Origin of the sequence: Actinoplanes rectilineatus (assembly GCF_000962825.1) — a bacterium.
In the GTDB taxonomy this organism is placed as follows: Bacteria; Actinomycetota; Actinomycetes; order Mycobacteriales; family Micromonosporaceae; genus Actinoplanes; species Actinoplanes rectilineatus.
The window spans coordinates 97,281-121,049 of record NZ_JZKF01000019.1 but is presented as its reverse complement, the minus strand read 5'-3'; the positions used below and the strand labels follow the sequence as shown (position 1 = coordinate 121,049).

Annotated in this window: 18 protein-coding genes and 1 riboswitch; of the genes, 14 read left to right on the top strand and 4 right to left on the bottom strand. The window is 70.2% G+C overall.

What is annotated here, in order from left to right:
* Positions 1 to 128: 128 nt before the first annotated feature.
* Together WH85_RS17040 and ligD are read left to right on the top strand one after the other, a co-directional pair.
* A complete protein-coding gene (locus tag WH85_RS17040; RefSeq protein ID WP_045742858.1) occupies positions 129 to 1,370 on the top strand; it encodes an ABC transporter substrate-binding protein in 1,242 nt (413 codons plus the stop codon).
* A gap of 20 nt (positions 1,371 to 1,390) precedes the next feature.
* The gene (gene ligD / locus WH85_RS17035; protein WP_045742857.1) at positions 1,391 to 2,344 is read left to right on the top strand and encodes a non-homologous end-joining DNA ligase; all 954 of its coding nucleotides are present in this window, start codon (positions 1,391 to 1,393) and stop codon (positions 2,342 to 2,344) included.
* A gap of 96 nt (positions 2,345 to 2,440) precedes the next feature.
* Here ligD and WH85_RS17030 read toward each other — a convergent pair whose 3' ends face one another.
* Positions 2,441 to 2,962: an SMI1/KNR4 family protein gene (locus tag WH85_RS17030; RefSeq protein WP_045742856.1), complete on the bottom strand. Its 522-nt coding sequence runs from the start codon at positions 2,960 to 2,962 to the stop codon at positions 2,441 to 2,443.
* A 157-nt stretch (positions 2,963 to 3,119) separates the two neighbouring features.
* On the opposite strand from WH85_RS17030, the gene WH85_RS47030 reads away from it, so the two are divergent.
* From WH85_RS47030 to cobF, 8 genes are all read left to right on the top strand, one after another.
* Entirely contained in the window at positions 3,120 to 5,873 is a 2,754-nt protein-coding gene (locus WH85_RS47030) for a putative bifunctional diguanylate cyclase/phosphodiesterase (RefSeq protein WP_052720505.1), read from the top strand.
* Positions 5,874 to 6,352: 479 nt separating this feature from the next.
* The gene (locus WH85_RS17020) at positions 6,353 to 7,372 is read left to right on the top strand and encodes an ABC transporter permease (protein ID WP_245673968.1); all 1,020 of its coding nucleotides are present in this window, start codon (positions 6,353 to 6,355) and stop codon (positions 7,370 to 7,372) included.
* 32 nt (positions 7,373 to 7,404) lie between these two features.
* A complete protein-coding gene (locus tag WH85_RS17015) occupies positions 7,405 to 9,147 on the top strand; it encodes an ABC transporter substrate-binding protein (protein WP_045742854.1) in 1,743 nt (580 codons plus the stop codon).
* Positions 9,148 to 9,222: 75 nt separating this feature from the next.
* A complete protein-coding gene (locus tag WH85_RS17010) occupies positions 9,223 to 10,203 on the top strand; it encodes an ABC transporter permease (protein ID WP_045742853.1) in 981 nt (326 codons plus the stop codon).
* A gap of 31 nt (positions 10,204 to 10,234) precedes the next feature.
* The gene (locus tag WH85_RS52285) at positions 10,235 to 11,257 is read left to right on the top strand and encodes an ABC transporter ATP-binding protein (protein WP_045742852.1); all 1,023 of its coding nucleotides are present in this window, start codon (positions 10,235 to 10,237) and stop codon (positions 11,255 to 11,257) included.
* 10 nt (positions 11,258 to 11,267) lie between these two features.
* Positions 11,268 to 12,374 (top strand): ABC transporter ATP-binding protein, encoded by a 1,107-nt coding sequence (locus WH85_RS52280; RefSeq protein WP_045742851.1) that lies wholly within the window; start codon positions 11,268 to 11,270, stop codon positions 12,372 to 12,374.
* A 13-nt stretch (positions 12,375 to 12,387) separates the two neighbouring features.
* Positions 12,388 to 13,023, top strand: a complete 636-nt coding sequence (locus WH85_RS16995) for a carbohydrate-binding protein (RefSeq protein WP_045742850.1) — start codon at positions 12,388 to 12,390, stop codon at positions 13,021 to 13,023.
* 150 nt (positions 13,024 to 13,173) lie between these two features.
* Positions 13,174 to 13,929, top strand: a complete 756-nt coding sequence (cobF, locus tag WH85_RS16990; RefSeq protein WP_045742849.1) for a precorrin-6A synthase (deacetylating) — start codon at positions 13,174 to 13,176, stop codon at positions 13,927 to 13,929.
* A gap of 267 nt (positions 13,930 to 14,196) precedes the next feature.
* Here the strand turns inward: cobF and WH85_RS16985 are convergent, their stop codons facing one another.
* On the bottom strand, positions 14,197 to 15,156 hold the full coding sequence (locus WH85_RS16985; RefSeq protein WP_045742848.1) for an alpha/beta hydrolase: 960 nt from the start codon (positions 15,154 to 15,156) through the stop codon (positions 14,197 to 14,199).
* Between the two features lie 92 nt (positions 15,157 to 15,248).
* Here WH85_RS16985 and WH85_RS16980 point away from each other — a divergent pair, with 92 nt between their 5' ends.
* Positions 15,249 to 15,695 carry a MarR family winged helix-turn-helix transcriptional regulator gene (locus tag WH85_RS16980; protein ID WP_045742847.1) on the top strand — a complete coding sequence of 149 codons (447 nt, stop codon included), beginning with the start codon at positions 15,249 to 15,251 and terminating at the stop codon, positions 15,693 to 15,695.
* Positions 15,696 to 15,979: 284 nt separating this feature from the next.
* On the opposite strand, the gene WH85_RS16975 is transcribed toward WH85_RS16980, so the two are convergent.
* Positions 15,980 to 16,495: a GNAT family N-acetyltransferase gene (locus WH85_RS16975; protein WP_045742846.1), complete on the bottom strand. Its 516-nt coding sequence runs from the start codon at positions 16,493 to 16,495 to the stop codon at positions 15,980 to 15,982.
* A 40-nt stretch (positions 16,496 to 16,535) separates the two neighbouring features.
* Positions 16,536 to 20,075 (bottom strand): cobaltochelatase subunit CobN, encoded by a 3,540-nt coding sequence (cobN, locus tag WH85_RS16970; RefSeq protein ID WP_045742845.1) that lies wholly within the window; start codon positions 20,073 to 20,075, stop codon positions 16,536 to 16,538.
* A 52-nt stretch (positions 20,076 to 20,127) separates the two neighbouring features.
* A riboswitch (cobalamin riboswitch) is annotated at positions 20,128 to 20,199 on the bottom strand.
* A 129-nt stretch (positions 20,200 to 20,328) separates the two neighbouring features.
* Here cobN and WH85_RS53725 point away from each other — a divergent pair.
* Genes WH85_RS53725 through WH85_RS16955 form a run of 3 tightly spaced genes read left to right on the top strand, consistent with a single transcriptional unit; the run spans position 20,329 to position 23,664 of the window.
* Positions 20,329 to 21,513: a precorrin-3B synthase gene (locus WH85_RS53725; RefSeq protein WP_281179064.1), complete on the top strand. Its 1,185-nt coding sequence runs from the start codon at positions 20,329 to 20,331 to the stop codon at positions 21,511 to 21,513.
* On the top strand, positions 21,513 to 22,130 hold the full coding sequence (locus WH85_RS16960) for a precorrin-8X methylmutase (protein ID WP_045742844.1): 618 nt from the start codon (positions 21,513 to 21,515) through the stop codon (positions 22,128 to 22,130). The genes WH85_RS53725 and WH85_RS16960 overlap by 1 nt, the downstream gene beginning before the upstream one ends.
* A 4-nt stretch (positions 22,131 to 22,134) precedes the next feature.
* Positions 22,135 to 23,664 carry a precorrin-2 C(20)-methyltransferase gene (locus WH85_RS16955; RefSeq protein WP_045742877.1) on the top strand — a complete coding sequence of 510 codons (1,530 nt, stop codon included), beginning with the start codon at positions 22,135 to 22,137 and terminating at the stop codon, positions 23,662 to 23,664.
* The last annotated feature ends 105 nt before the right edge of the window (positions 23,665 to 23,769 follow it).

The following is a 23,769-nucleotide window of genomic DNA, read 5'->3' as shown; positions in this document are numbered from 1 at the left end:
ATGGCCCGTTTGACGGACCACGAAGGAATTAGCTCGAAGGTTCAACCAAGATGCACCTGAAACGGCGCTGTTGACACATTTGCGTGTTTCCGGCACCGTGGTCGCAGACAGTTGATAGGGGTCCATCGATGAGCCACACCTGGCGGGTTCTTCTCGCCTTAATCCTGACCCTGACCACCGCCGCGGCCTGCGGTTCCGAGGACGAGAGCGTCCCCGAGGTGGAGATCTTCTCCTGGTGGGCCGACGGTGGCGAGAAGGCCGGGCTGGACGCCCTGGTCGACGAGTTCACCGAGCGCTGCCCCGGTGAGCGGTTCGTCAACGGCGCGGTGGCCGGCGGCGCGGGCGTCAACGCCAAACAGGAACTCACCTCCCGCATCCAGCGCAAGGACCCGCCGGACACCTTCCAGGTGCACGCCGGCGCCGAGCTGCTCGACCACATCGACGCGGGCCAGGTCCGGGACCTCACCACCGAGTACGACACCTGGGGGCTCCGCGACGCACTGCCGGCCGGGCTGGTCGACGACCTGACCGTCAACGGCAAGATCTACTCGGTGCCGGTGAACGTGCACCGCGCCAACGTGGTCTGGGCCAACACCGAGGTCCTGGCCGCGGCCGGGATCACCCGCACGCCGAAGACCGTCGACGAGTTCCGCGCCGACCTGGCCACGCTGCGCAAGGCCGGCGTCGAGGCACCGCTCGCCCTCGGCCGGGACTGGACCCAGCTGATGCTGCTCGAATCGGTGCTGATCAGCGAACTCGGGCCGGACGGCTTCGACGGCCTCTTCACCGGTGCCACCGCCTGGGACGGCGCCGGCGTGCGGGCGGCGCTGCGCGAGTACGCCGGCCTGCTCGACTACAGCAACCGGGACCGGGACACCCGGGACTGGCCGCAGGCCGAGCAGCTGCTGATCGACGGGACGGCGGCGTACCAGGTGATGGGCGACTGGGAGGCGGCCGACCTCACCGCGGACACGTACTCCTGGTTCACCTTCCCGGGCAACGGCACGGTGTTCCAGTGGCTGGCCGACTCGTTCGTGCTCGCCACCGGCGCCCCGAACCCGGAGGGCACCGACTGCTGGCTGCGCACTGTCGGCTCGGTCGAGGGTCAGCGGGCGTTCAACGCGCGCAAGGGGTCGATCCCGGCGCGGACCGATGTGCCGGGCAAGGGGTTCACCGCGTACCAGAAGGCGGCGATGAAGGATTGGCGGACGGCGACGCCGGTGCCGTCGTGTGCGCACGGCTCGGCCTGTCCGCAGGCCTGGCAGAACGTGATCAACACGGCGCTGAGCGGCTTCTCCGCCGACGGCGACCTGACGGCACTGCAGAACTCCCTGGCGACCGCCGCCGGCCGATTCGTGAGAAAACCCTGACCGACCGGCAGGATGGGAGCATGGCGGACGACCGTGACGGGGTGGCGCTGACCAACCTCGACCAGGAACTGTTCCCGGAGGCCGGCGCGACCAAGCGCGACCTGATCGACTACCTGGACGCGATGGCGGGGCGGCTGGTGCCGGTGCTGCGCGACCGGCCGCTCACGGTGATCCGGGTGCTGCGCGGCCAGGACCGTTTCGTCCAGAAGAACCTGCCGAAATACACGCCGGAGTGGGTGCCGCGGGCCTCCGTCTGGGCGGAGGCCTCGCACCGCGACGTCACCTACGCCCTCGGCAACGACCGGCGCACCCTGCTCTGGTTCGGCAACCAGCGGGCCGTCGAGTTCCACCCGGCCCTGGCCCGGGCTGCGACGCCGCAGCACCCCACCCACCTGATCATGGACTTGGACCCGCCGGAGGGCGGCACGTTCCCGCTGGCCGCGGCGGCGGCCCGGCTGGTCCGCCAGGTGCTGGCCGACGCCGGCCTGGACGGCGCGGTGAAGACCAGCGGCGCGAAGGGCGTCCACGTGTTCGTCCCGCTGCCCGACGACGTGGCCGCCGACGACGTGGCCGCGGCCCAGCGGGCGGTCGCCGCCCGCGCCGAACGCCTCGACCCGGCGCTGGCCACCACCGCGTTCATCCGCGACGACCGGCACGGCAAGGTCTTCCTGGACGCCACCCGGGCGGGCGGTGCGACGGTGGCGGCCGCGTACAGCCCTCGGGCCCGTCCCGGCGTCCCGGTCTCGTTCCCGCTCGACTGGGCTGCCCTCGACGACGTCGGGCCGGCCGATTTCACCCTGCACACCGCGCCTGCCCTGCTCGACGGCCGGGACCCGTGGGCGGACACCATGCCGCCGCCCCGCCCGCTCCCGTCCGACCTGGTCGCGGAGGGCCACACCATCCCGGTCGCCCGCGTCGCCGCCATGCACGAGGGCAAGCGCCGCGCCGCGGCACGCCGGAAAGCAAACCCATGAGGGGGTACGACCTACCTCCGTACCCTGGCTGATCGCCCGCTCCGACCCTGGTCACCCCCGTGCCGCCCGCGCCGGGCTGAGCGCGCGGGGAGACCTTCAGGTGACGAGGGCGCTCCAGAAGGGGACGGTGGGGCGGGAGCGGTGGGCGGCCGGGGAGCCGATGCCGAACTCGCGGTGCAGCCAGTCGGGCAGGTCGGCGCCGTACCCGATCACGTCGGTCTGGTAGATGGAGAGGACCGGGTGGCCGGGGATGACGGCCGGCAGGTAACGGTGGGCGTAGAGCGGGATCATCCGGGGGGCGATCATCAGGGCGGCGCGGGCGGTGCCGACGCGGTCGCCGAAGGGTGCGCCCCAGCCGTCGTACCAGAAGTCGTTCTCGGCCACGTCGAAGAGGACGCCCTCGACCGGCGCGGTCAGGGCGAGGCGCAGGGCGGTGCGGTCCGGTGAGCGCCAGTCGGGCCAGCCGACACCGGTGGGCAGGCCCGCGGCGAGGAACTCGCGGTGGTCGGGGGCGAACGTGAAACCGAACTCGGACTCGATCCCGGTGATTTCGTCACCGGACAGGCCCGGCGCGATCGGGACACGGCCGGAGGCGGCGAGCAGTTCCGCTGCGGTCACCCGGACAGCCTATGCACAACGGCGGAAGATATCGAGATCCGTCCCTCGTCGGGGAACCGGCCGGATCTGAAATCCGCAGGATCTCCTCAGGCCACGGCCCCGGATCCCGATGACCCGGGTTGACCACCCACCGCGGGTGGTGGACCGGAGGCGCCTGATGGCAGTCAACAGGGCAGCGCACGACCCCGACGTGGCACGTCGCTGGGTCCGTCTCTGCGTCGCGGTCGGCTCGGTCGTCGCCGTCATGGCGATTCTGATCGGCGCCGGTGTCGGTGGGCCTCGCGGGGACCATCTTCTCACCGCGTGGACCCTGCTGTTCGCCGCGGGCGCCGCGGCGGTCGCGTGCGCCTGGCGGTCCCGCCGGTTCACCGGCCGGGCGCGCTGGGGCTGGTCGATGCTGGGCCTGGGCATGGCGGTCTGGGGGTACGGCCAGTTCTCCTGGCTGACCACGTTCCTGCCGAACGGCACCCCGGTCGCGCTGCTGGGCACCCCGCACCTGAGCGTGCTGGCGATGGCCGCGCTGGTCCCGGCCGGTCTGCTGATCCTGCCCAGCTCCTCGCAGCCGCTGGTCAACCGGGTGCGCAGCGTGCTGGACGGTCTGCTGATCGCCACCTCGCTGTTCCTGGTCGCCTGGGTGTTCCTGCTGGACCCGCGGATCGAGGCGGGCGCCACCACCGGCCTGGCCTTCTATGTGAAGGCGTTCCTGCCGATCACCGAGGTGGTCATCGCCACGATGATCGTCTACATGCTCCCGCAGCAGCGCCGGCACCACGGCTGCGGCAGCGACCTGGCCTTCGTCGGTGCGGGCATGCTGGCCTTCGCGATCTCCGACGCCGGGTACGTCTTCCTCGACCTGATCGGTGACCCGCGGACCGGCAGCACGCTGCTGGACATGGGGTGGGTCGCCGGGTTCGCCCTGGTGCTGATGGGTGCCGCCCGCCCGTTCACCGGCCGGATCGCCCCGATCGAGGTCCCGCAGCGGGTGCTCACCGGCGTCGTGCTGGTGCCCTACCTGGCGGTGCTGACCGCACTGGCGGCGAGCGTGATGTACCACATGCAGAACGGGCACAGCCACCCGTTCGTGACGTACAGCCGGTCGTTCCTGATCCTGCTGATCGTCGGCCGGCAGCTGCTGACCCAGTTGGAGAACCGGGCGCTCACCCGCAACCTGGAGAACCGGGTCGCCGACCGTACCGCCGAGCTGTACGCCCGGGAGCAGCACTTCCACGCCCTGGTGCAGCAGAGTTCGGACGTGGTCACGGTGGTCACCCCGGAAGCGGACGTGATCTATCAGAGCGATTCGGTGCAGCGGGTCTTCGGGTACGCGCCCCGCACGCTCACCAACCGCCGTCTGACCCAGCTGCTCGAGCCGGAGTCGGCGCTGCGGCTGGCCCAGGCTCTGCGGCAGGTGGCCGGCCGGCCGCACGCCACCACCGTGCTGGAGCTGACCGTTCCGCACCGGGACGGGCGTGCCCGGCAGGCCGAGATGACCATCACGAACCTGCTCGACGACCCGCACGTGAGTGGTCTGGTGCTGAACACCCGGGACATCAGCGAGCGGATGGAGCTGCAGGAACAGCTGGTGCACGAGGCGTACCACGACTCGCTGACCCAGCTGGCCAACCGCGCGCTGTTCCGGGACCGGACGGCCGCCGCGCTGGAGCGTTCCGGCGACGCGGTGACGGTGCTGCACCTGGACCTGGACGGTTTCAAGCGGGTCAACGACAGCCTCGGCCACCTGGCCGGCGACCAGCTGCTGGTGCAGGTCGCGGACCGGATCCGCAACTGTGTCCGGGGCGACGACATGCTCGCCCGGTTCGGCGCGGACGAGTTCGGCGTGCTGATCGACACCGGTGCCGACGAGCAGAGCGCGGAGCTGGTGGCCCGGCGCATCCTGGACGACCTGGACGCCCCGGTGGCGGTCGGTGACCGGCAGATCCACGTCCGGGCGAGCATCGGGCTGGCCGCCGCGCACCTGCTGGAGGAGCACGACGGGACCGTGCCAGCCGAGCGGGCCGAGCAGCTGATGCGCAACGCCGACCTGGCGATGCACGCCTCCAAGGCGAGCGGCGGCGGACTGTTCTCGAGTTACCGCTCGCAGATGCGGGAGGGCCTGGTCGAGCGTCTGGAGCTGGAGAACGATCTGCGGGGTGCGCTGGAGCGCAGTGAGCTGAAGCTGCACTACCAGCCCACCATCGACCTGGACACCAACGAGGTGATCGGCTTCGAGGCGCTGGTCCGCTGGCCGCACCCGGTCCGCGGCATGATCAACCCGCTGGACTTCATCCCGATCGCGGAGGCGACCGGCCTGATCGTGCCGCTCGGAAACTGGGTGTTGCGTGAGGCGTGCCGGCAGGCCGTCGAGTGGAGCGACGCGGCCGGCGGCCGTCCGCTGAAGATGTCGGTGAACGTGTCGGTCCGTCAGTTCGACCAGCCGGACTACGCGGAGAGCGTCGCCGCGGTGCTGGCGGAGACGGGGATGCCCGCCGCGCTGCTCTGCCTGGAGATGACCGAGAGCGTGCTGATGAGCGACACCGAGGCGAACCTGGAGACCCTGGTCCAGCTGAAGGCGCTGGGGCTGACGCTGGCGATCGACGACTTCGGCACCGGGTACTCGTCGCTGGCGTACCTGCGGCGCTTCCCGGTGGACACGTTGAAGATCGACCGGTCGTTCGTGGAGCGGCTCGGCGTGATCGCCGACGACACCGCGCTGACCGACACGATCGTCCGGCTGGGCAAGAGTCTCGGAATGGCGACCGTGGCCGAGGGCATCGAGGAGTTCGGCCAGCTGGCGGCGCTGCGGCAGATGGGCTGCGGGTTCGCGCAGGGGTACTACTTCTCCCGGCCGGTGCCGGCGACCGAGGCCGGCCGGCTCTTCCTGGAGGGTGCGGACATCACGCAGACCGCCTGACCCTTCCGGTCCGGTACCGATCACGAACCGTCCCGCCCCGCGACCGCCGGGGCAGGGCGGTTCGTGTGCTTTCCGCGTACCCGGAAAAGGGGTCGGTTTTGGCGTCCGGGAAACCCGACTCAACTGTTAACAAACTCGAATCGTCCAGTTAAAAATTGCCTGCCGACCATTCCGACACAATTTTGAAAGAATGTTGTTACGTCGCGGTAGCCTGCGATGCCTAGAGCGACTTACCGGACAGATGCTTACATAAGCTACACCTAGATGGGCGTTTTGCCGGAATTTCATGCCCTTTGCGCAAGATTTTTCCGGGAGAGCTATGACCCGAACGGTATGCCCGCAGGCAGTCTCCGTTATTAATTCGATGCGTCAAGTCATTTCCCGCGACTCGGTTCGCGACTACCTTTCCGAATCGCGAGATCGAAAAGCCTCACAGCCACGGCGCGTGCGAGGTATGTCGTGACGGAGGTACTTGGCGCGTGGACACTTCAACTGAGGGGCTGGCCCCACCGGCCCCACCGGCATCGAACGCCGTGGCCGTCGCGCCGGGCGCCCCGAAACCGGCCGGGCAGCGGGGCAAGTCGCCGACCGCGATCGCCTTCGCCCGGCTGCGCCGCGACCGGGTGGCGATGGTCAGCCTCGGGATCTTCCTGTTCTTCGTGCTGATCGCGATCTTCGCGCCACTGCTCGCCAAGCTGGAGGGCCAGTCCCCCACCGAGCTGCACATCGACCTGATCGACCGGAACGGGTACCCGATCATCGGCGTCACCGGTGACCACTGGTTCGGCATCGAGCCACGGCTCGGCCGTGACCTGTTCGCCCGCTGGGTCTACGGCGCCCGGCCCTCGCTGATCGTGGCCGGCCTGGTCACCCTGCTCACCACGATCATCGGCGTCACCATCGGCCTGATCGCCGGGTTCGTCGGCGGCTGGACCGACCGGATCCTGTCCTGGGTCATCGACTTCGTGCTCAGCCTGCCCTACCTGCTGTTCGCCATCGCGGTGCCGGCCGTGCTGCTGACCGTCTTCGTCGGCAACGCCGAGGGCGCCGACGCCACCCAGGTCGCCGAGATCCGGTTCGTCTCGCTGATCCTGGTGCTCTCCTTCTTCGGCTGGGCCGGCCTGGCCCGCCTGATCCGCGGCGAGGTGCTCTCGCTGCGGGAACGCGAGTTCATCCAGGCCGCCCGGGTGCTCGGCGTGCCGACCCGTCAGGTGCTCTTCAAGGAGCTGCTGCCCAACCTGGTCGGCCCGATCATCGTCTCGGCGTCGATCGCCCTGCCCAGCTACATCGTCACCGAGGCCGGTCTGACCTTCCTCGGCGTCGGCCTGGTCGAACCCACACCGTCGTGGGGTTACACCATCTCCACCGCCGTGACGTTCTACCGGGCCCACCCCATCTTCCTGTGGGTCCCGGTCATCGGCATCACCGTCCTGGTCCTGGCCCTCAGCCTGCTCGGCGATGCCATCCGGGACGCGTTCGACCCCCGAACCAGGCGCTGAACCGCTTTTCAGAAAGCACAGAAAGAGGAGAAATGGCGAGCCGTTTGACAATGGCCGCGGCGGTGGCCGCTGCCCTGACGCTGGGGGTCGCGGGCTGCGGCAGCCCGTCGTCCAACAACAGCGCCGACAAGAACGAGGACACCGGCACGATCAGCACGCAGACCGCGGCGATCGACGCCACCGCCAAGGGCCCGGCGCCCGAGGTGGCCGGTGCCAAGAAGGGCGGTGTGCTGACGGTCTACTCCCAGTCGACGCCGAACACGATCGACCCGACCGACATCTACTACACCGACTCGAACGAGATCAGCAAGCTGCTGTTCCGCACCGCGACCCAGTTCGCGATCCGCGACGGCAAGCCGGTGCTGGTCCCGGACCTGACCGACGTCGGCACGGTCTCCGCCGACAAGCTGACCTGGACCTTCAAGTTCGTCACCGGGCAGAAGTACGAGGACGGCTCCGAGATCAAGATCGAGGATCTCTCGTACGCGATCAAGCGCTCGTTCGCGAAGGACCTCTACGCCAACGGCCCGGCGTACCAGCTCGCCTACTTCAAGGACGGCGACACCTACAAGGGACCGTACGCCGGTGGTGACACCTACGCCGGCGTCGAGACCCAGGGCGCCGACACCCTGGTCATCCACCTGGCCAAGGCGTTCCCCGACCTGCCGTTCTACATGTCGTTCCCGATGTTCACGCCGATCCCCAAGGCGAAGGACACCAAGGCCGACTACAAGAACAAGCCCATCTCCACCGGTCCGTACAAGATCGAGTCGTACACCCCGGGCACCCAGCTCAAGCTGGTCAAGAACGAGAACTGGGACGCCGCCACCGACCCGGTGCGCCACCAGTACGTCGACGGCTGGGACTTCAAGTGGGCCGGCGACGACGTCAAGACCCAGCAGCAGGTCCTCAACAGCAACGGGCCGGACGCCAACGCGATCAACTACGCCGACGTGGACGCGTCGCTGATCCCGCAGCTCACCGGCGAGAAGAGCAGCCAGTTCGTCCAGGGTGAGTCGCCCTGCACGTACACCTGGCAGCTGGACTCCACCCAGATCCCGCTCGAGGTCCGCAAGGCCATCGCCAAGGCCTGGCCGTACGACCAGACCTGGAAGGCGGCCGGCGTCAACGACTACATCGGTGAGGCGGCCAGCACCTTCATGCCGCCGAGCGTCCCCGGCTACCAGAAGTACACCCCGGTCGAGGACCTGACCGGTCTCGGCAACGGCGACCCGGCCGCGGCCAAGAAGCTGCTCGAGGCGGCCGGCAAGCTCGGTTTCGAGGTCAGCTGGTACTACGACAACACCAAGCCGATCCCGCAGCAGGTCTCCCAGGTCCGCGCGGACGCGCTGACCGCGGCCGGCTTCACCGTCAAGGCGATCGGCGTCCCCACCGCCGAGCTGCGCACCAAGATCTCCGACTACGACGCCCCGGTCAACATCGCCCAGGGCCCGCGCGGCTGGTGCTCCGACTGGCCGTCCGGCGGCAGCTGGATCCCCGTGCTCTTCAAGTCCAGCGCCGTCGCCGACGGCACCAGCATGGGCGAGCTGAAGGACCCGGCGCTGGACGCGAAGATCGACGCGGTCGCCAACCTGGCCGTCGAGGAGTCCACGTCGAAGTGGGCCGCCCTCGACGAGGAGATCATGAAGCAGTACGTCGCGATCCCGTTCTACTACACCAAGTTCGGCATCGTGATCGGCACCAACGTCGGCGGCACCCAGGCCGACCCCACCATGGGCATGCCGCTCTTCACCGACATGTTCCTCAAGGGCTGACGCTCTGATCCACGGCGGCCCGGCCCTGCCCCGGGCCGGGCCGCCGCTCTTGATTTCATCCTCGGAGGATCTGCGGTGCTGCTCTACATCCTGCGCCGGCTGGCCAGTGCGATCTCGGTCGTGATCGTGACCCTCGTCGCCAGCTTCGCGCTCTTCTTCCTCGCGCCGACCGACCCGGCCGGTGTGATCTGCGGCAACCGCTGCACCGCGGAACGCCTGGAAGCGATCAACGAAAGCCTCGATCTGGACCAGCCCGCGCTCACCCAGATCGGCCTCTACATGAAGGGCATCGTCGTCGGACGGGACTACGTCACCGCCGGCGGCGTGGTCACCGAATGTTCGGCGCCGTGCCTCGGCTACTCGTACACGCTCGGCCAGCCGGTCACCAAGATGCTGGCCCAGGCCCTGCCGGTGACCATGTCGATCGTCTTCGGCGGTGCGATCGTCTACTTCTTCGTCGGCGTGATCACCGGGACGCTGGCCGCCAAACACCGCGGCAGCCCTCTCGACAAGATCACCGTCGGCGGCAGCCTGCTGATCAACTCGGTGCCGTACTTCGTGGTGGCGCTGCTCGTCGCCCTCTACGCGACCGTGCTGCCGACCTCGGCCTACCACCCGTTCCTGGACAACCCGGTGCTCTGGGCGAGCGGACTCCTCGCCGCCTGGCTCACCCTCGGGCTCACCAACGCCGCCAGCTACACCCGGTACTCGCGAGCCTCGATGATCGAGACCCTCGGGCAGGACTACATCCGGACCGCCCGCTCCAAAGGCATCAGCGAGCGCCGGATCGTCTACCGGCACGGCGTCCGCGCCGCCCTCACCCCGGTGATCACCATCCTCGGCCTGGACATCGCGTTCCAGCTGACCAACGCCCTGTTCACCGAGAGCATCTTCGGGCTGCCCGGCATCGGGCTGCTCACCCTGCGGGCCTTCGCCCAGTACGACCTGCCGGTCCTGATGGGCGGCGTGCTGCTCGGCTCGGTCGTGCTGGTCCTGATGAACCTCGTGGTGGACGTCGTCTACACGTTCCTCGACCCGCGGGTCCGGCTCGGATGACCTTCCCTTCGCTCAGGAAAGCGGCACGATCATGACGCCCTATCTCGAGATCACCGACCTGCAGGTGGAGTTCCCCACCCAGGACGGCACGGTCCGCGCCGTCCAGGGACTCAGCTACGCCCTGCCGCTGGGCCGCACCCTGGCGATCGTCGGCGAATCCGGCTCCGGCAAGAGCGTCTCCAGCATGGCCGTGATGGGCCTGCACGACCCGCGGTCGACCCGGATCACCGGCTCGATCAAGGTCGGCGGCAAGGAGATCGTCGGCATGTCCGAGCGGAACCTGATGGCGTTCCGCGGCGCCGACGCCTCGATGATCTTCCAGGACCCGCAGTCGTCGCTGCACCCGTACTTCACCATCGGCGACCAGATCATGGAGTCGTACCGGGCGCACCACCGCGTCTCCCGCAAGACCGCCAAGGCGCGGGCGATCGAGATGCTCGACCGGGTCGGCATTCCCAACCCGGGGCGCCGCGTCGATCAGTACCCGCACGAGTTCTCCGGCGGCATGCGGCAACGCGCGATGATCGCGATGGCCCTGGTGAACGACCCGAAACTGCTGATCGCGGACGAGCCGACCACCGCCCTGGACGTGACCGTGCAGGCGCAGATCCTGGACCTGATCGCCGACCTGCAACGCGACTTCGGATCGGCGGTCGTCTTCATCACCCACGACCTCGGGGTGGTCGCCGAGATCGCCGACGACGTGCTGGTCATGTACGCGGGCAACGCGGTCGAACACGGACCGGTCAAACAGATCCTGGGGACGCCGCTGCACCCGTACACCTGGGGGCTGCTCGAAAGCATCCCGGCGGTGTCCGGCACACCGGGGCCGCTGCACCCGATCCCCGGATCGCCGCCGAGCCTGCTCGCGGTGCCGAACGGATGCGCCTTCCACCCGAGATGCGAATTCCGGGACCGGGTGGCCGACGGCCTGTGCGGGGAGAAGCTGCCCGACCTGGTCGCGCGGACCGCGGACCCGGACCGGCTGTCCCGCTGCCACCTCACCGGACCCGACCGGATCTTCGAAACCGACATCCTGCCCCGGCTCCCTTAGGACCAGTGCCATGAGTACACCGCTGCTTGAACTCGACGACGTCACGATGCACTTCCGGATCAAGGGCGACGGGCTGTTCTCCCGGGGCACCAACAAGGTGCGGGCCGTCGACGGGGTCAGCCTGACCCTCCAGCCGGGCGAGACGCTGGGCCTGGTCGGCGAGTCCGGCTGCGGCAAATCCACCACCGCCCGCCTGATCACCCGGCTCCTCGAACCCACCTCCGGGAAGATCAATTTCGACGGTACGGACATCGCTCACCTGTCCGAACGGCAGCTCCGCCCGTTCCGCCGCCAGATCCAGCTGATCTTCCAGGATCCGTACTCGTCGCTGAACCCGCGGCACACGGTGGGCACGATCGTGGGCACCGCCCTGCGCACCCACGACATGGTCCCGAAGAGCGGCGAACTCAAACGGGTCCAGGAACTCCTCGAGATGGTGGGGTTGAACCCGGAGCACTACAACAGGTATCCGCACGAGTTCTCCGGCGGCCAGCGCCAGCGCATCGGCATCGCCCGCGCCCTGGCGGCCCGGCCGAAGGTGATCGTGGCGGACGAGCCGGTGTCCGCCCTGGACGTGTCGATCCAGGCCCAGGTGATGAACCTGCTGGAGAACCTGCGCTCGGAACTGGGCATCGCCTTCGTGTTCATCGCCCACGACCTGGGTGTGGTCCGGCACTTCTGCGACCGGGTGGCAGTGATGTACCTCGGTCGCGTCGTGGAGGAAGGCCCCCGCGACGCGCTGTACGAGCAGCCGCACCACCCGTACACGCAGGCACTCCTCTCGGCGGTCCCGGACATCGGCGTGGTCCGGGGCGTACCGCCGCGTGAACGGATCCGCCTGGTGGGCGACGTGCCGAGCCCGGTGAACCCGCCGTCGGGGTGCCGCTTCCGGACCCGCTGCTGGAAGGTGCAGGACATCTGCGCCACCGCAGAGCCCGAACTCGCCATCCCCGCACTGGTACGGCCCCCTGCCGTTCCGGAGTCCCCGGCGACCGCGGTCACGCCTGATGCGGTCTCCGCTTCCGTTCCGGAGCCCGCGGCAGCGATGTCGGGACAGCTCACGGCCTGTCATTTCGCCGCGCCGCCGGTCGCGCCGGTGGTCGCCCAGCCGGCCTGATTACCCTTGGCGGGTGGACCCTCGTACTCCGACCGTCTACCGCACCCAGTCGTGGCGGACCCGGCGCCGGGCACTCATCGTGCTCGGCGTCGCCGTTGTCCTGCTGCTCGGATACCTGATCGGCCGCTGGCAGGACAGCGCGGCCGAGCCGGCGGCGGCGGTCCTTCCCCCAGCTCCCACCGCATCGTCTCCGGCCCCCGACCCCTCACCCACCGTCTCCCCCTCAGCGTCCCCGTCACCCGTCGCGGTCGAATATCCGCTGCTCCAGGCAGAGTCGGCCACCGAACTCAACGGCATCGAGACCGAGGACACCCAGGACGAGGGCGGTGGCCGGAACGTCGGCTGGATCACCCGCAACGACTTCATGCGGTTCGACGACTTCGCCTTCGGCGAGGTCCCCGCCACGAAGGCCCGCATCCGGGTCGCCTCCGACACCGGCATCAGCGGCCGCATCGAGATCCGCCTCGACAGCCGCGACAACGCCCCGGTCGGCGAGATCTCGGTCAGCAACACCGGCGGCTGGCAGAACTGGCGAACCGACACCGCCGCCCTCACCGACGTGACCGGCACCCACACCGTCTTCATCACCTTCACCGCCCCCGACGACAGCGAATTCCTCAACGTCAACTGGATCCGGTTCGACCACTGACCTTCCCCTCGGCGGCACTGCCGCGAACGCGAGGGACTCCGGGGAGAGACAGCGAGGTGGGGCGGCTGCCTGCCGGGTCCGGAGCAAGAGGCAGTGGGGGTTGACAGGCTGGGTCGGGGCAGGGGGAAGACGTGAGGCAGACTGCTAGGCGTGCGGAAGATCTATGTAGTCGGCATCGGCGCGGGCGACCCGGACCATCTGACCCTGCAGGCGGCGAAGGCGATCGGGCGGACCGATGTGTTCTTCCTGCTCGACAAGGGAGAGGCCAAGGCGAGCCTGGTGGAGCTGCGCGAGCGCCTGATCAAGGGGTATTCGCAGCCGCGGAAGCGGATCGTCGAGGGACGCGATCCGGATCGGGATCGGACGCCCGCCGACTACACCGGCACGGTTGCCGACTGGCGGCATCGGCGGTCGCTGGTGCTCGAGGATCTCATCGCCGCGCACCTGAAGGACGGCGAGACCGGGTCGATCCTGGTGTGGGGCGATCCTTCGCTGTTCGACTCCACGATCGCGATCCTCGAGGAGATTCTGGAGCGCGGCGAGACCGTGTTCGAGTTCGAGGTGATTCCCGGCATCAGCAGTGTGTCCGCGCTCGCCGCCAAGCACCGGATCGGGCTGAACCGGGTGGGGCAGCCGTTCCAGGTGACCACCGGGCGGCGTCTCGCCGAGGGCTGGCCCGAAGGGGTGGACGACGTCGTCGTGATGCTGGACGCGCAGCATGCGTTCACCGGGCATCCGGAGGCCGACATCTACTGGGGCGCCTACGTGGGCACCTCCGACGAACTGCTGGCGTCGGGCCGGGTCGGCGACGTCGCGGACGAGATCGTCGAACGGCGTACGGCGGCCCGCGAGGAGCACGGTTGGATCATGGATACCTACCTGCTCCGTCGGCGTCCGACCCGGTAGACGATGTCTGCCGGGCCGGAAACCGCCAACGGAGAACAGCGGCGCGTGCCAGGACAGGACCTGTGGGCGCCCTGGGTGTGCTGGGACTGGCGGGACGGGAGACAGGCGGCCTGCGCGGGCTCCCACGGTGGACGGGGGTGCGGTCCGAGTGCTCCGGGCGTACACCCGGCAGGAGCGCGGGAAGCGCGCCTGCCCTGACCCCCAGCGCTCAGCTCGGACCCTGACCCCCAGCGGTCAAGCTCGGAGAAGACCCCTCGGAACGAGGCGTCAGCTCTGCAGGGCCTTGCGCAGGGCCGTGACCGCCTGGGTGATCGCGGCCTCGGCGGCGTTGGTGCCCCGCAGGGCGTTGAGCATCACGAAGTCGTGGATGATGCCCTGGTAACGGGTGGCGGTCACCGGGACACCGGCCTCGCGCAGGTTCGCGGCGTAGGCCTCGCCCTCGTCGCGGAGCACGTCGGCCTCGCCCGTGATGATCAGGGCGGGCGGCAGGTTCTCCAGCTGGGCGGTGGTGGCACGCAGCGGGGATGCGGTGATCTGGGCGCGTTCGGCCGGGTCGGTCGTGTACTGGTCCCAGAACCACTGCATGCCGTCGCGGCGCAGGAAGTATCCCTCCGCGAACTCGTGGTAGCTCGGGGTGTCGAACGCGGCGTCGGTGACCGGGTAGAACAGCAGCTGGAACGTGACCGGGACGTCGCCTCGTTCCTTCGCCATCAGGGTGAGGGCCGCGGCCATGTTGCCGCCGACCGAGTCGCCGGCCACGGCCAGGCGGGTGGCGTCGAGGCCTTTCGACGCGCCGTCGGTGACCACCCAGCGGGCGACCGCGTAGTTCTGTTCGATCGCGACCGGGTAGCGGTGCTCGGGTGACAGGTCGTACTCGGGGAAGACCACCGCGGCGTTCGCGCCGACGGCCAGTTCGCGGACCAGGCGGTCGTGGGTGTGGGCGTTGCCGAACACCCAGCCGGCGCCATGGATGTAGACGATCACGGGCAGCGTGCCGGTCGCACCGGCGGGCTTGACGATGCGCGCCTTCACCGAGCCGGTCGGTCCGCCCTCCACGGTGATCCACTCTTCGTCGACAGCCGGCTTGTCGATCTCGCCGGACTGCACCTCGTCGACCGTCTTGCGGCCCTCGGCCGGGCCCAGGTCGAACAGGTAGGGCGGGTTGGCGGTGGCGGCGGCGAACTCGGCGGCCGCGGTTTCCAGTACCACTCGCGGGGTAGTGCTCATGACGAACCTCCTGGTCAGACGACTTACCCGGATAAAACTAGCTCACGATTAGATCGTGCACAAGTTAATCGACCAAGTGGTATGGTGCGGTCATGGAGGACCTGATCTGCTTCGCGCTGTACGCGGCCTCACGTTCGGTGACCGCGGTGTACCGGCCCCTGCTGGAACGGCTCCACCTGACGTACCCGCAATACCTGGTGATGACGGTGCTGTGGCAGCGCGGCGCCAGCCCGATCAAAGAGATCAGCGGGGCGCTGCAACTCGACTACGGCACGCTGACGCCGCTGCTCAAACGGCTGGAGACGCTCGGTTACGTGCGGCGCGAACGACGGCCGGACGACGAGCGCAGCGTCATCGTCACCCTGACCGCCGAGGGCGAGGCGCTGCGGGAGCAGGCCCGGGACGTGCCGATCGAGATCACGCAGGCGATGGGGCTGACCCCGGAGGCGACCGCCGTGCTGCGGGACACCCTGCGGCAGATCACCGAGAACACGGCCGCTTACACCGCGTCGCAGACCCGGTCGAACGGCTCCGCGTAGGCGAAACCGGCCGGTGAGTTCCGGCGAGACGTGTCACCACCCGGGCGATCTCCGCACCGCACACCACCCCACACAGCTGACGAGCAGTCCGCTCACATCGGCGAACTGCTCGTCAGCAGACGAAAGGCGATAGGTCGCCGGGAGAACCGGAACCCGCTCAGGAAGCGGGGTAGAAGTTCTCGCAGTTGGCGCCGTCCAGGTCGAGGCTGACCGCCTTGGTGTAGAAGCTGTAGTCGGCCAGATCGTATACGGCGTCACGGGTGGGATCGGCACGGATCGAACCGTTACACGCGGCTGAACGGCTCCGCGTACGCGAAAGGTCCCCGCATCGAGGGTGACCAGGCCGCCAAGGTCCGGATCTGGAAATACGGCGCCCACTCGGCGACCGGCGGCGTCACCGCGACATCGGCGGCCGGGCGGAACCCGAACCGGCCGTAGTAGGCCGGATCGCCGAGCAGGATCACGGCGGGCTCGCCCAACGCGTCCGCCGCGCCGAGCACCGCGTGCACCAGCGCCTTGCCGACGCCGCGGCGCTGATGGTCCGGGTGGACGCTGAGCGGGCCGAGCCCGAGCGCCGGACGGCCGCCCAGCGATGCCCGGGTGCAGACCACGTGACCCGCCACCGCCGCGTCGATCTCGGCGACCAGGGAGAGCGCGGGAATCCAGCCGTCGGACGCCCGCAGCTCGGTGACCAGGGTCGCCTCGACCGGCACACCCGCCGCGTCCGCCTTGCGGAAGGCCGCGGCCGTCACGTCGTGAACGGCCGGGATGTCAGCGGGGATCTCGCGCCGGATGAGCATCGGGCCAGCCTCGCGCCCGACGCCCCTCCGGGCAAACGATTTACGCGGTGCCGTCCTCCAGGTCGCCCTCGGTCTCCAGGTAGATCTCCTGCAGCGCGGCCAGCGTCGCAGGCTCCGGCGAGTCCCACAGCTTGCGTTCGGCCGCCTCCAGCAGCCGCTCGCTGATGCCGTGCAGCGCCCACGGGTTCGACTGCTTCATGAACGCCTGGTTCTCGGCGTCCAGGACGTAGTTCGCGGCGAGCTGCTCGTACATCCAGTCGGTGACCACGCCGGCCGTCGCGTCGTACCCGAAGAGGTAGTCGACGGTCGCGGCCAGCTCGAAGGCGCCCTTGTAACCGTGCCGGCGCATGGCGGCGATCCAGCGCGGGTTCACCACCCGGGCCCGGAAGATCCGCGCGGTCTCCTCGGTCAGGCTGCGGGTCCGCGCCTGGTCCGGGTTGGTGGAGTCGCCGATGTACGCCGCCGGCGCCTTCCCGGTCAGCGCACGAACCGTGGCGATCATGCCGCCGTGGTACTGGAAGTAGTCGTCCGAGTCGGCGATGTCGTGTTCGCGGGTGTCGATGTTCTTCGCCGCGATGTCGATGCGCCGGTACGCGTTCTCCATGTCGTCGCGCGCCGGAACCCCGTCCAGTCCGCGCCCGTACGCGAAGCCGCCCCACACCGCGTACACCTCGGCCAGGTCGGCGTCGTCGCGCCAGTTCCGGCTGTCGATCAGGGGGAGGATGCCCGCACCGTACGCGCCCGGACGCGACCCGAAGATGCGGGTCGTGGCGCGCCGCCAGTCGCCGTGGGTGTCCTGGTCGCGCAGGGCGTGGTCGCGGACGAAGTTGTCCGGCTCGTCCAGGGTGGCGACCATCTGGAAGCCGTCGTCGAGCATCGCCACGACGTGCGGGAACGCGTCCCGGAAGAAGCCCGAGATGCGGACCGTGACGTCGATCCGGGGGCGGCCGAGCTCCTCGCGGGGGATCGGTTCGAGTCCGGTGACGCGGCGCGATGCCGGGTCCCAGACCGGCCGGACACCGATCAGGGCCAGGATCTCGGCGATGTCGTCGCCGGCGGTCCGCATGGCGCTGGTGCCCCAGGCGGAGAGGCCGACCGAGCGGGGCCAGTCGCCGTAGTCGTCGCGGTACCGCTTGAGCAGGGATTCGGCCATCGCCTGGCCGGTCTCCCAGGCGAGGCTGCTCGGGATGGCCTTCGGGTCGACGGAGTAGAAGTTGCGGCCGGTCGGCAGCACGTTGATCAGGCCGCGGAGCGGGGAGCCGCTGGGGCCGGCCGGGACGTAACCGCCGTCGAGGGCGTGCAGGACGTGGGTCAGTTCGTCGGTGGTCCGGGCCAGCCGCGGCACCACCTCGGACGCGGCAAACTCCAAAACTCGGATTACATCCGCATTATCCGACAAATCCGCAATGCCGGAAGTGGGCCAACCGCGGTCCTCCATCGCGGTCACCAGCGCCCGGGCCTGCTCCTCGACCGCGTCGGTCTCGGCCGTCGAGGCGTCCTCGGCCAGACCGAGAGCCTCCCGCAGACCGGGCAGCGCCGCGACCTTCCCCGCCCACATCTGCCGGGCCCGCAGCATCGCCAGGACCAGGTTGATCCGCGCCTCACCGGACGGCGCCGCACCGAGGATGTGCAGGCCGTCGCGGATCTGGACGTCCTTCACCTCGCACAGCCAACCGTCGATGTGCATGATGAAGTCGTCGAACTCCTCATCGTCGGGACGGTTGGACAGCCCCAGATCGTGGTCCATCTTGGCGGCCTGGATCAGCGTCCAGATCTGTGCCCGGATGGCCGGCAGCTTGGCCGGGTCCAGCGCGGCGATGTTCGCGTGCTCGTCGAGCAGCTGCTCCAGACGGGCGATGTCGCCGTACGACTCGGCGCGGGCCATCGGCGGGATCAGGTGGTCGACGAGCGTCGCGTGCGCCCGGCGCTTGGCCTGGGTACCCTCGCCCGGGTCGTTCACCAGGAACGGGTAGATCAGCGGCAGGTCGCCGAGCGCCGCGTCGGTGCCGTCGGAGGCGGACATGCCGACGTTCTTGCCCGGCAGCCACTCCAGGTTGCCGTGCTTGCCCACGTGCACCACCGCGTGCGCGCCGAACGAGTCGGCCACCCAGCGGTACGCCGCCAGGTAGTGGTGCGACGGCGGCAGGTCCGGGTCGTGGTAGATCGCGACCGGGTTGGCGCCGAATCCGCGGGGCGGCTGCACCATGACGACGATGTTCTCGTCCTGGAGAGCGGCGAGCACGATGTCGCCGTTGTCGGTGTAGAGCTCACCGGGCGGCGGCCCCCAGTGCTGGATCATGCTCTCCCGGAGATCGTCCGGGAGGGAGGAGAAGAACGAGGCATAGGAATCGCCGGAGATGCGAACCTTGTTCTCGGCAAGATGATCTTCAGTCAGCCAGTCCGGATCCTGCCCACCGGCCGCGATCAGCGCGTGGATGAGCCCGTCGCCGTCGTAGGACGTGAAGTCCCCGACCCGGTAGCCACGGTCACGCATGGCCGCCAGCAGCGCGACGGTCGACGCCGGGGTGTCGAGGCCGACGGCGTTGCCGATCCGCGAGTGCTTGGTCGGGTAGGCCGAGAGCATCAGGACGATCTTGCGAGAAGCCGGCGGGATGTGCCGCAGCCGGGCGTGTGCCACGGCGATGCCCGCCACCCGCGCGGACCGCTCCGGGTCGGCGACGTAGACCGACAGGCCGTCCGGGTCGATCTCCTTGAACGAGAACGGCACCGTGATGATCCGGCCGTCGAACTCCGGGATCGCCACCTGGGTGGCCGCGTCCAGCGGCGACAGGCCGTCGTCGCTGGCCTCCCACGCCGCCCGCGAGCTGGTCAGGCACAGCCCCTGCAGGATCGGCACGTCCAGGTCGGCGAGCACACCGACGTCCCACGCCTCGTCGTCACCGCCGGCGCTCACCGTCGCCGGCTTGGTGCCGCCGGCCGCCAGCACCGTCACCACCAGGGCGTCCGCCTTGCGCAGCTCGACCAGCAGGTCCTCGGACGCGGTCCGCAGCGACGCCGTGTAGATCGGCAGCGCCCGCGCGCCCTTCGCCTCGATCGCCTGGCAGAGCGCCTCGACGAACGCGGTGTTCCCGGCCATGTGGTGGGCGCGGTAGTACAGAACAGCGACGGTGGCCTCTGCCGGAGCGGAGGACGACGGCCGCTCGAGGATCCCCCACTGCGGCGCGGAGACCGGCGAGGCGAACCCGTTGCCGGTCAGCAGCACCGTGTCGGAGAGGAAGTCGTGCAGCGCCGCCAGGTTGTCCCGGCCGCCCTCGGCGAGGTAGAGGTGCGCGTCGGCGGCGACACCGGCCGGGACCGAGGAGAGTTTCATCAGGTCGGCGTCCGGCGCCATCTCGCCACCGAGGACGACGACCGGCAGCGAACCGCCGAGCAGCTCGTCCAGGCCCTCCTCCCAGGCGCGACGGCCGCCGAGGATGCGGACCACGACCAGGTCGACACCGTCGAGCAGGGCGGGCAGGTCGTCGACCGAGGTCCGGGCCGGGTTGGCCAGCCGCCAGGCCGAGCCGCTGGCCCGGGCACTGAGCAGGTCGGTGTCGGATGTCGACAGCAGCAGAAACACGCGCGCTCCCCCTCGGGGTCCGCGCCCCGTGGTAGTCGGATCACGGCGACCGGAGTTCCTGGCTCCCGGGCGTGGACACCCGGTGACAGTGGCGGGACCGCGCCGGACTCGCACCGGCTTCCTCCGCGGCATCGCCGCTCGTGACCCTCCACCTTTCCGAACCGCGACACCCGGCGTCAAGGCGGGGTGCGCTTCGCGACCCTGCCGACCCGAGGATGCCTCATGATCGGCGCTCGCACGTAGGATCCGGGCCGTGGCCCGCCTGCTGAGAACGTCCGACACCGACGCCTGCCCCGGAGCGCTGCGGCTGCATCCCGCGGCCGACGGCCTGGTGGCGCGCGTCCGGCTGGTCGGCGGCATGCTCACCGGCGGCCGGCTGCGCGCACTGCGCGTGCTGGCGCAGGAGCTCGGCGACGGCTGCCTGGAGCTGACCTCACGGGCGAACCTGCAGATCAGAGGCCTGCAAGCGGAGGGCGCGGAGATCCTGGCGGCCCGCTTGCGCGATGCCGGGCTCCTCCCCTCCCTCACCCACGATCCGGTACGCAACATCGCGGCGCCGCCGCTGGCCGGACCGGGGCTCCGCGCTCTGGTGGCACGGCTGGACGACGCGATCCTGGCGGATCCGGGCCTGCCCCGCCTTCCCGGGAAGTTCCTTTTCGCGATCGGCGTCGTCCCGATCGCCTCGGACGTGGCAGCGGTTCCGGCGGGTGACCGGTTCGCGATCCGGTTCGCCGGCCACGACACCGGGCTGCGGGTCGCCGCGGACCGGGTGGTGTCCACGATGGTCGCCGCCGCGCACGCCTTCCTGGCCGAACGGGAGGCCCAGCGGGGTGACGGCCCGGCCGTGTGGCGCCTGCGGGAACTCGACGACGGGCCGGCCCGGGTCACCGGGCGACTCGGCCTGGTCACCGAGCCGGTGGCGGTGGCGACGCCGGTCCCGGCCGTCGAGCCCGGCGGGCTTCTCGGCGTGCTGGAGCAGCCGGACGGCGGATACGCGGCCGGGGCGCTGGTGCCACTGGGCCGGCTCACGCCCGTACCCATGGAGGTCCTGGAAGCGGCCGATCAGCTGGTGGTGACCCCCTGGCGTGGGGTGATCGTGGCCGATCTGAGCCGGAGCGCGGCGGCCGCCTGGACCGAACGCCTGATCGCGGCCGGCCTGGCCACCGCGGCAGACTCACGCTGGGTCGGGGTGACCGCCTGTGCCGGGCTGCCGGGCTGTGCGAGGTCGCGGGCCGACGTGCGCGCCGACGCCGCGACCGCGAGCCGGTTCGTGGACGGCCTGCCGGTGCACTGGGTGGGTTGCGAACGGGGTTGCGGCAGCCCGATGGGACGGCATGTCCGCGTCGAGGCGACGACTGACGGTTACCGGGTGGATGACGCACCCGTGCGAGAAGAGCAGGAGCTGGGAGACTTGGTGGCGGCGGCGAGGACAGCGTGATGGAGTACGAACACGACGGCGCGGAGATCTACCGGCGGTCGTTCGCGACCATCCGGGCCGAGGCCGACCTCGCCCGGTTCCCGCAGGACGTGGCCCGCGTGGTGGTCCGGATGATCCACGCCTGCGGCATGGTCGACCTGGTCGACGACGTGGACTACAGCCCGGGGCTGGCGGTGGCCGCCCGCAAGGCGCTGCTCGACGGTGCCCCGATCCTGTGCGACGCGGAGATGGTGGCGTCCGGGGTGACCCGCAAGCGCCTGCCGGCCGGCAACGCGGTGGTGTGCACGCTGCGCGACCCGTCGGTGCCCGGCATCGCCGAGCGGATCGGCAACACCCGCAGCGCGGCCGCGATGGATCTGTGGGGCGACCGGCTGGGCGGTGCGGTGGTGGCGATCGGCAACGCGCCGACCGCCCTGTTCCGGCTGCTGGAGATGATCGACGCGGGTGCGCCCCGGCCGGCCGCGGTGCTCGGCATCCCGGTCGGTTTCATCGGCGCGGCCGAGTCCAAAGAGGCTCTGGCGGCGTCGGGTCTGGAATATCTGATCGTGCGGGGACGGCGGGGTGGCAGCGCGATGACCGCGGCCGCGGTGAACGCTCTCGCCTCGGAAGCGGAATAGGTTGATGGTGGACACCCCTACCCCTGGAAAGCTGTACGGCGTCGGGCTCGGCCCCGGCGACCCCGACCTGGTCACCGTCAAGGCGGCCCGGCTGATCGGCGAGGCCGACGTGGTGGTCTACCACGCGGCCCGGCACGGGCGCAGCAACGCCCGCGCGATCGCCGCCGGTTACCTGCGCGAGGGCCAGATCGAGGAGCCCCTGATCTATCCGGTGACCACCGAGACCACCGATCACCCGGGTGGTTATCAGGGCGCGATCGACGAGTTCTACGCCGCGTCGGCGGCCCGGCTCGCCGCGCACCTGGACGCCGGCCGGACCGTGGTGGTGCTGGCCGAGGGCGACCCGTTCTTCTACGGGTCCTACATGCACATGCACAAGCGTCTGGCCGACCGCTACGACACCACGGTCGTCCCCGGCATCACGTCGGTCAGCGCCGCGTCGGCCGTCCTCGGGCGTCCGCTGATGGAACGCGACGAGGTGCTGACCGTGCTGCCCGGCACGCTCTCCCCCGACGAGTTGGCCGCCCGGCTGGCCGGCACCGACTCGGCCGCCGTGATGAAGCTGGGCCGTACCTTCCCCGGTGTCCGGGACGCCCTGGAACGGGCCGGCCGGCTCGACGACGCCTGGTACGTCGAACGCGCCACCACCGCCCAGGAGCGGACCGCTCCGCTGCGCGACGTGGACCCGGCCACCGTGCCGTACTTCTCGCTGGCGTTGCTGCCCAGCCCGGCGGCCTCGGGCAGCATGGTCAGCCTGGAGGACGCGGTCGTCGAGCGCGCACCCGGCGAGGGCGGCGTGACCGTGGTCGGTCTCGGTCCCGGCGACCGGAGCTGGCTGACCCCGGAGGCGCAGCAGGCGCTGGCCGCCGCCGACGACCTGGTCGGCTACACCACCTACATCGACCGGGTGCCGCCGAACCCGCGGCAGCGCCGGCACGCCTCGGACAACCGGGTGGAGGCCGAGCGCGCCGCGTTCGCCCTGGATCTGGCGAAGCGGGGCCGCCGGGTGGCGGTCGTCTCGTCCGGTGACCCGGGGGTCTTCGCGATGGCCGCCGCGGTGCTCGAGGTGGCCGAGGACGAGCAGTGGAAGGACGTGCCGATCCGGGTGGTTCCGGGGCTGACCGCGGCACAGGCCGTGGCGAGCCGGGCCGGCGCCCCGCTCGGGCACGACTTCTGCATCCTGTCGCTCTCCGACCGGCTCAAGCCGTGGTCGGCGATCGAGGCGCGCCTGGACGCGGCGGCCTCCGCCGACCTGGTCATCGCGATCTACAACCCGGCGTCGAAGACCCGCCGGGAGCAGCTGGTCCAGGCCCGGCAGTTGCTGCTGGCGCACCGGGCGCCGCAGACGCCGGTGGTGGTCGGCCGGGACGTCGGCGGACCGGACGAATCAGTGCGGATCACCACGTTGGGCGCACTCGACCCGGAGACCGTCGACATGCGGTGCCTGCTGATCGTCGGATCGTCGCAGACCAAGGCGATGACCAGGGGCGACGGCACGACCGCGGTGTACACCCCGAGGCACTACCCAGGCTGAATTCCGGGAGCACTTTGCGCAACCGTGCGCAACCGATCCGCATCGAAGGGATCCTTTCGTCAGGGGCGCGGCGACCGATCGTTCAGGTAACGACCGCGAACGGCC

Bases quoted from the DNA above. Each gene is read 5' to 3' on its own strand.
- WH85_RS17015 (WP_045742854.1), top strand. From the start codon at position 7,405: ATGGCGAGCCGTTTGACAATGGCCGCGGCGGTGGCCGCTGCCCTGACG.
- WH85_RS16960 (WP_045742844.1), top strand. From the start codon at position 21,513: ATGGAGTACGAACACGACGGCGCGGAGATCTACCGGCGGTCGTTCGCG.
- WH85_RS52280 (WP_045742851.1), top strand. From the start codon at position 11,268: ATGAGTACACCGCTGCTTGAACTCGACGACGTCACGATGCACTTCCGG.
- WH85_RS47030 (WP_052720505.1), top strand. From the start codon at position 3,120: ATGGCAGTCAACAGGGCAGCGCACGACCCCGACGTGGCACGTCGCTGG.
- ligD (WP_045742857.1), top strand. From the start codon at position 1,391: ATGGCGGACGACCGTGACGGGGTGGCGCTGACCAACCTCGACCAGGAA.
- WH85_RS16975 (WP_045742846.1), bottom strand. From the start codon at position 16,495: ATGCTCATCCGGCGCGAGATCCCCGCTGACATCCCGGCCGTTCACGAC.
- WH85_RS16955 (WP_045742877.1), top strand. From the start codon at position 22,135: ATGGTGGACACCCCTACCCCTGGAAAGCTGTACGGCGTCGGGCTCGGC.
- WH85_RS16985 (WP_045742848.1), bottom strand. From the start codon at position 15,156: ATGAGCACTACCCCGCGAGTGGTACTGGAAACCGCGGCCGCCGAGTTC.
- WH85_RS52285 (WP_045742852.1), top strand. From the start codon at position 10,235: ATGACGCCCTATCTCGAGATCACCGACCTGCAGGTGGAGTTCCCCACC.
- WH85_RS17040 (WP_045742858.1), top strand. From the start codon at position 129: ATGAGCCACACCTGGCGGGTTCTTCTCGCCTTAATCCTGACCCTGACC.
- WH85_RS16980 (WP_045742847.1), top strand. From the start codon at position 15,249: ATGGAGGACCTGATCTGCTTCGCGCTGTACGCGGCCTCACGTTCGGTG.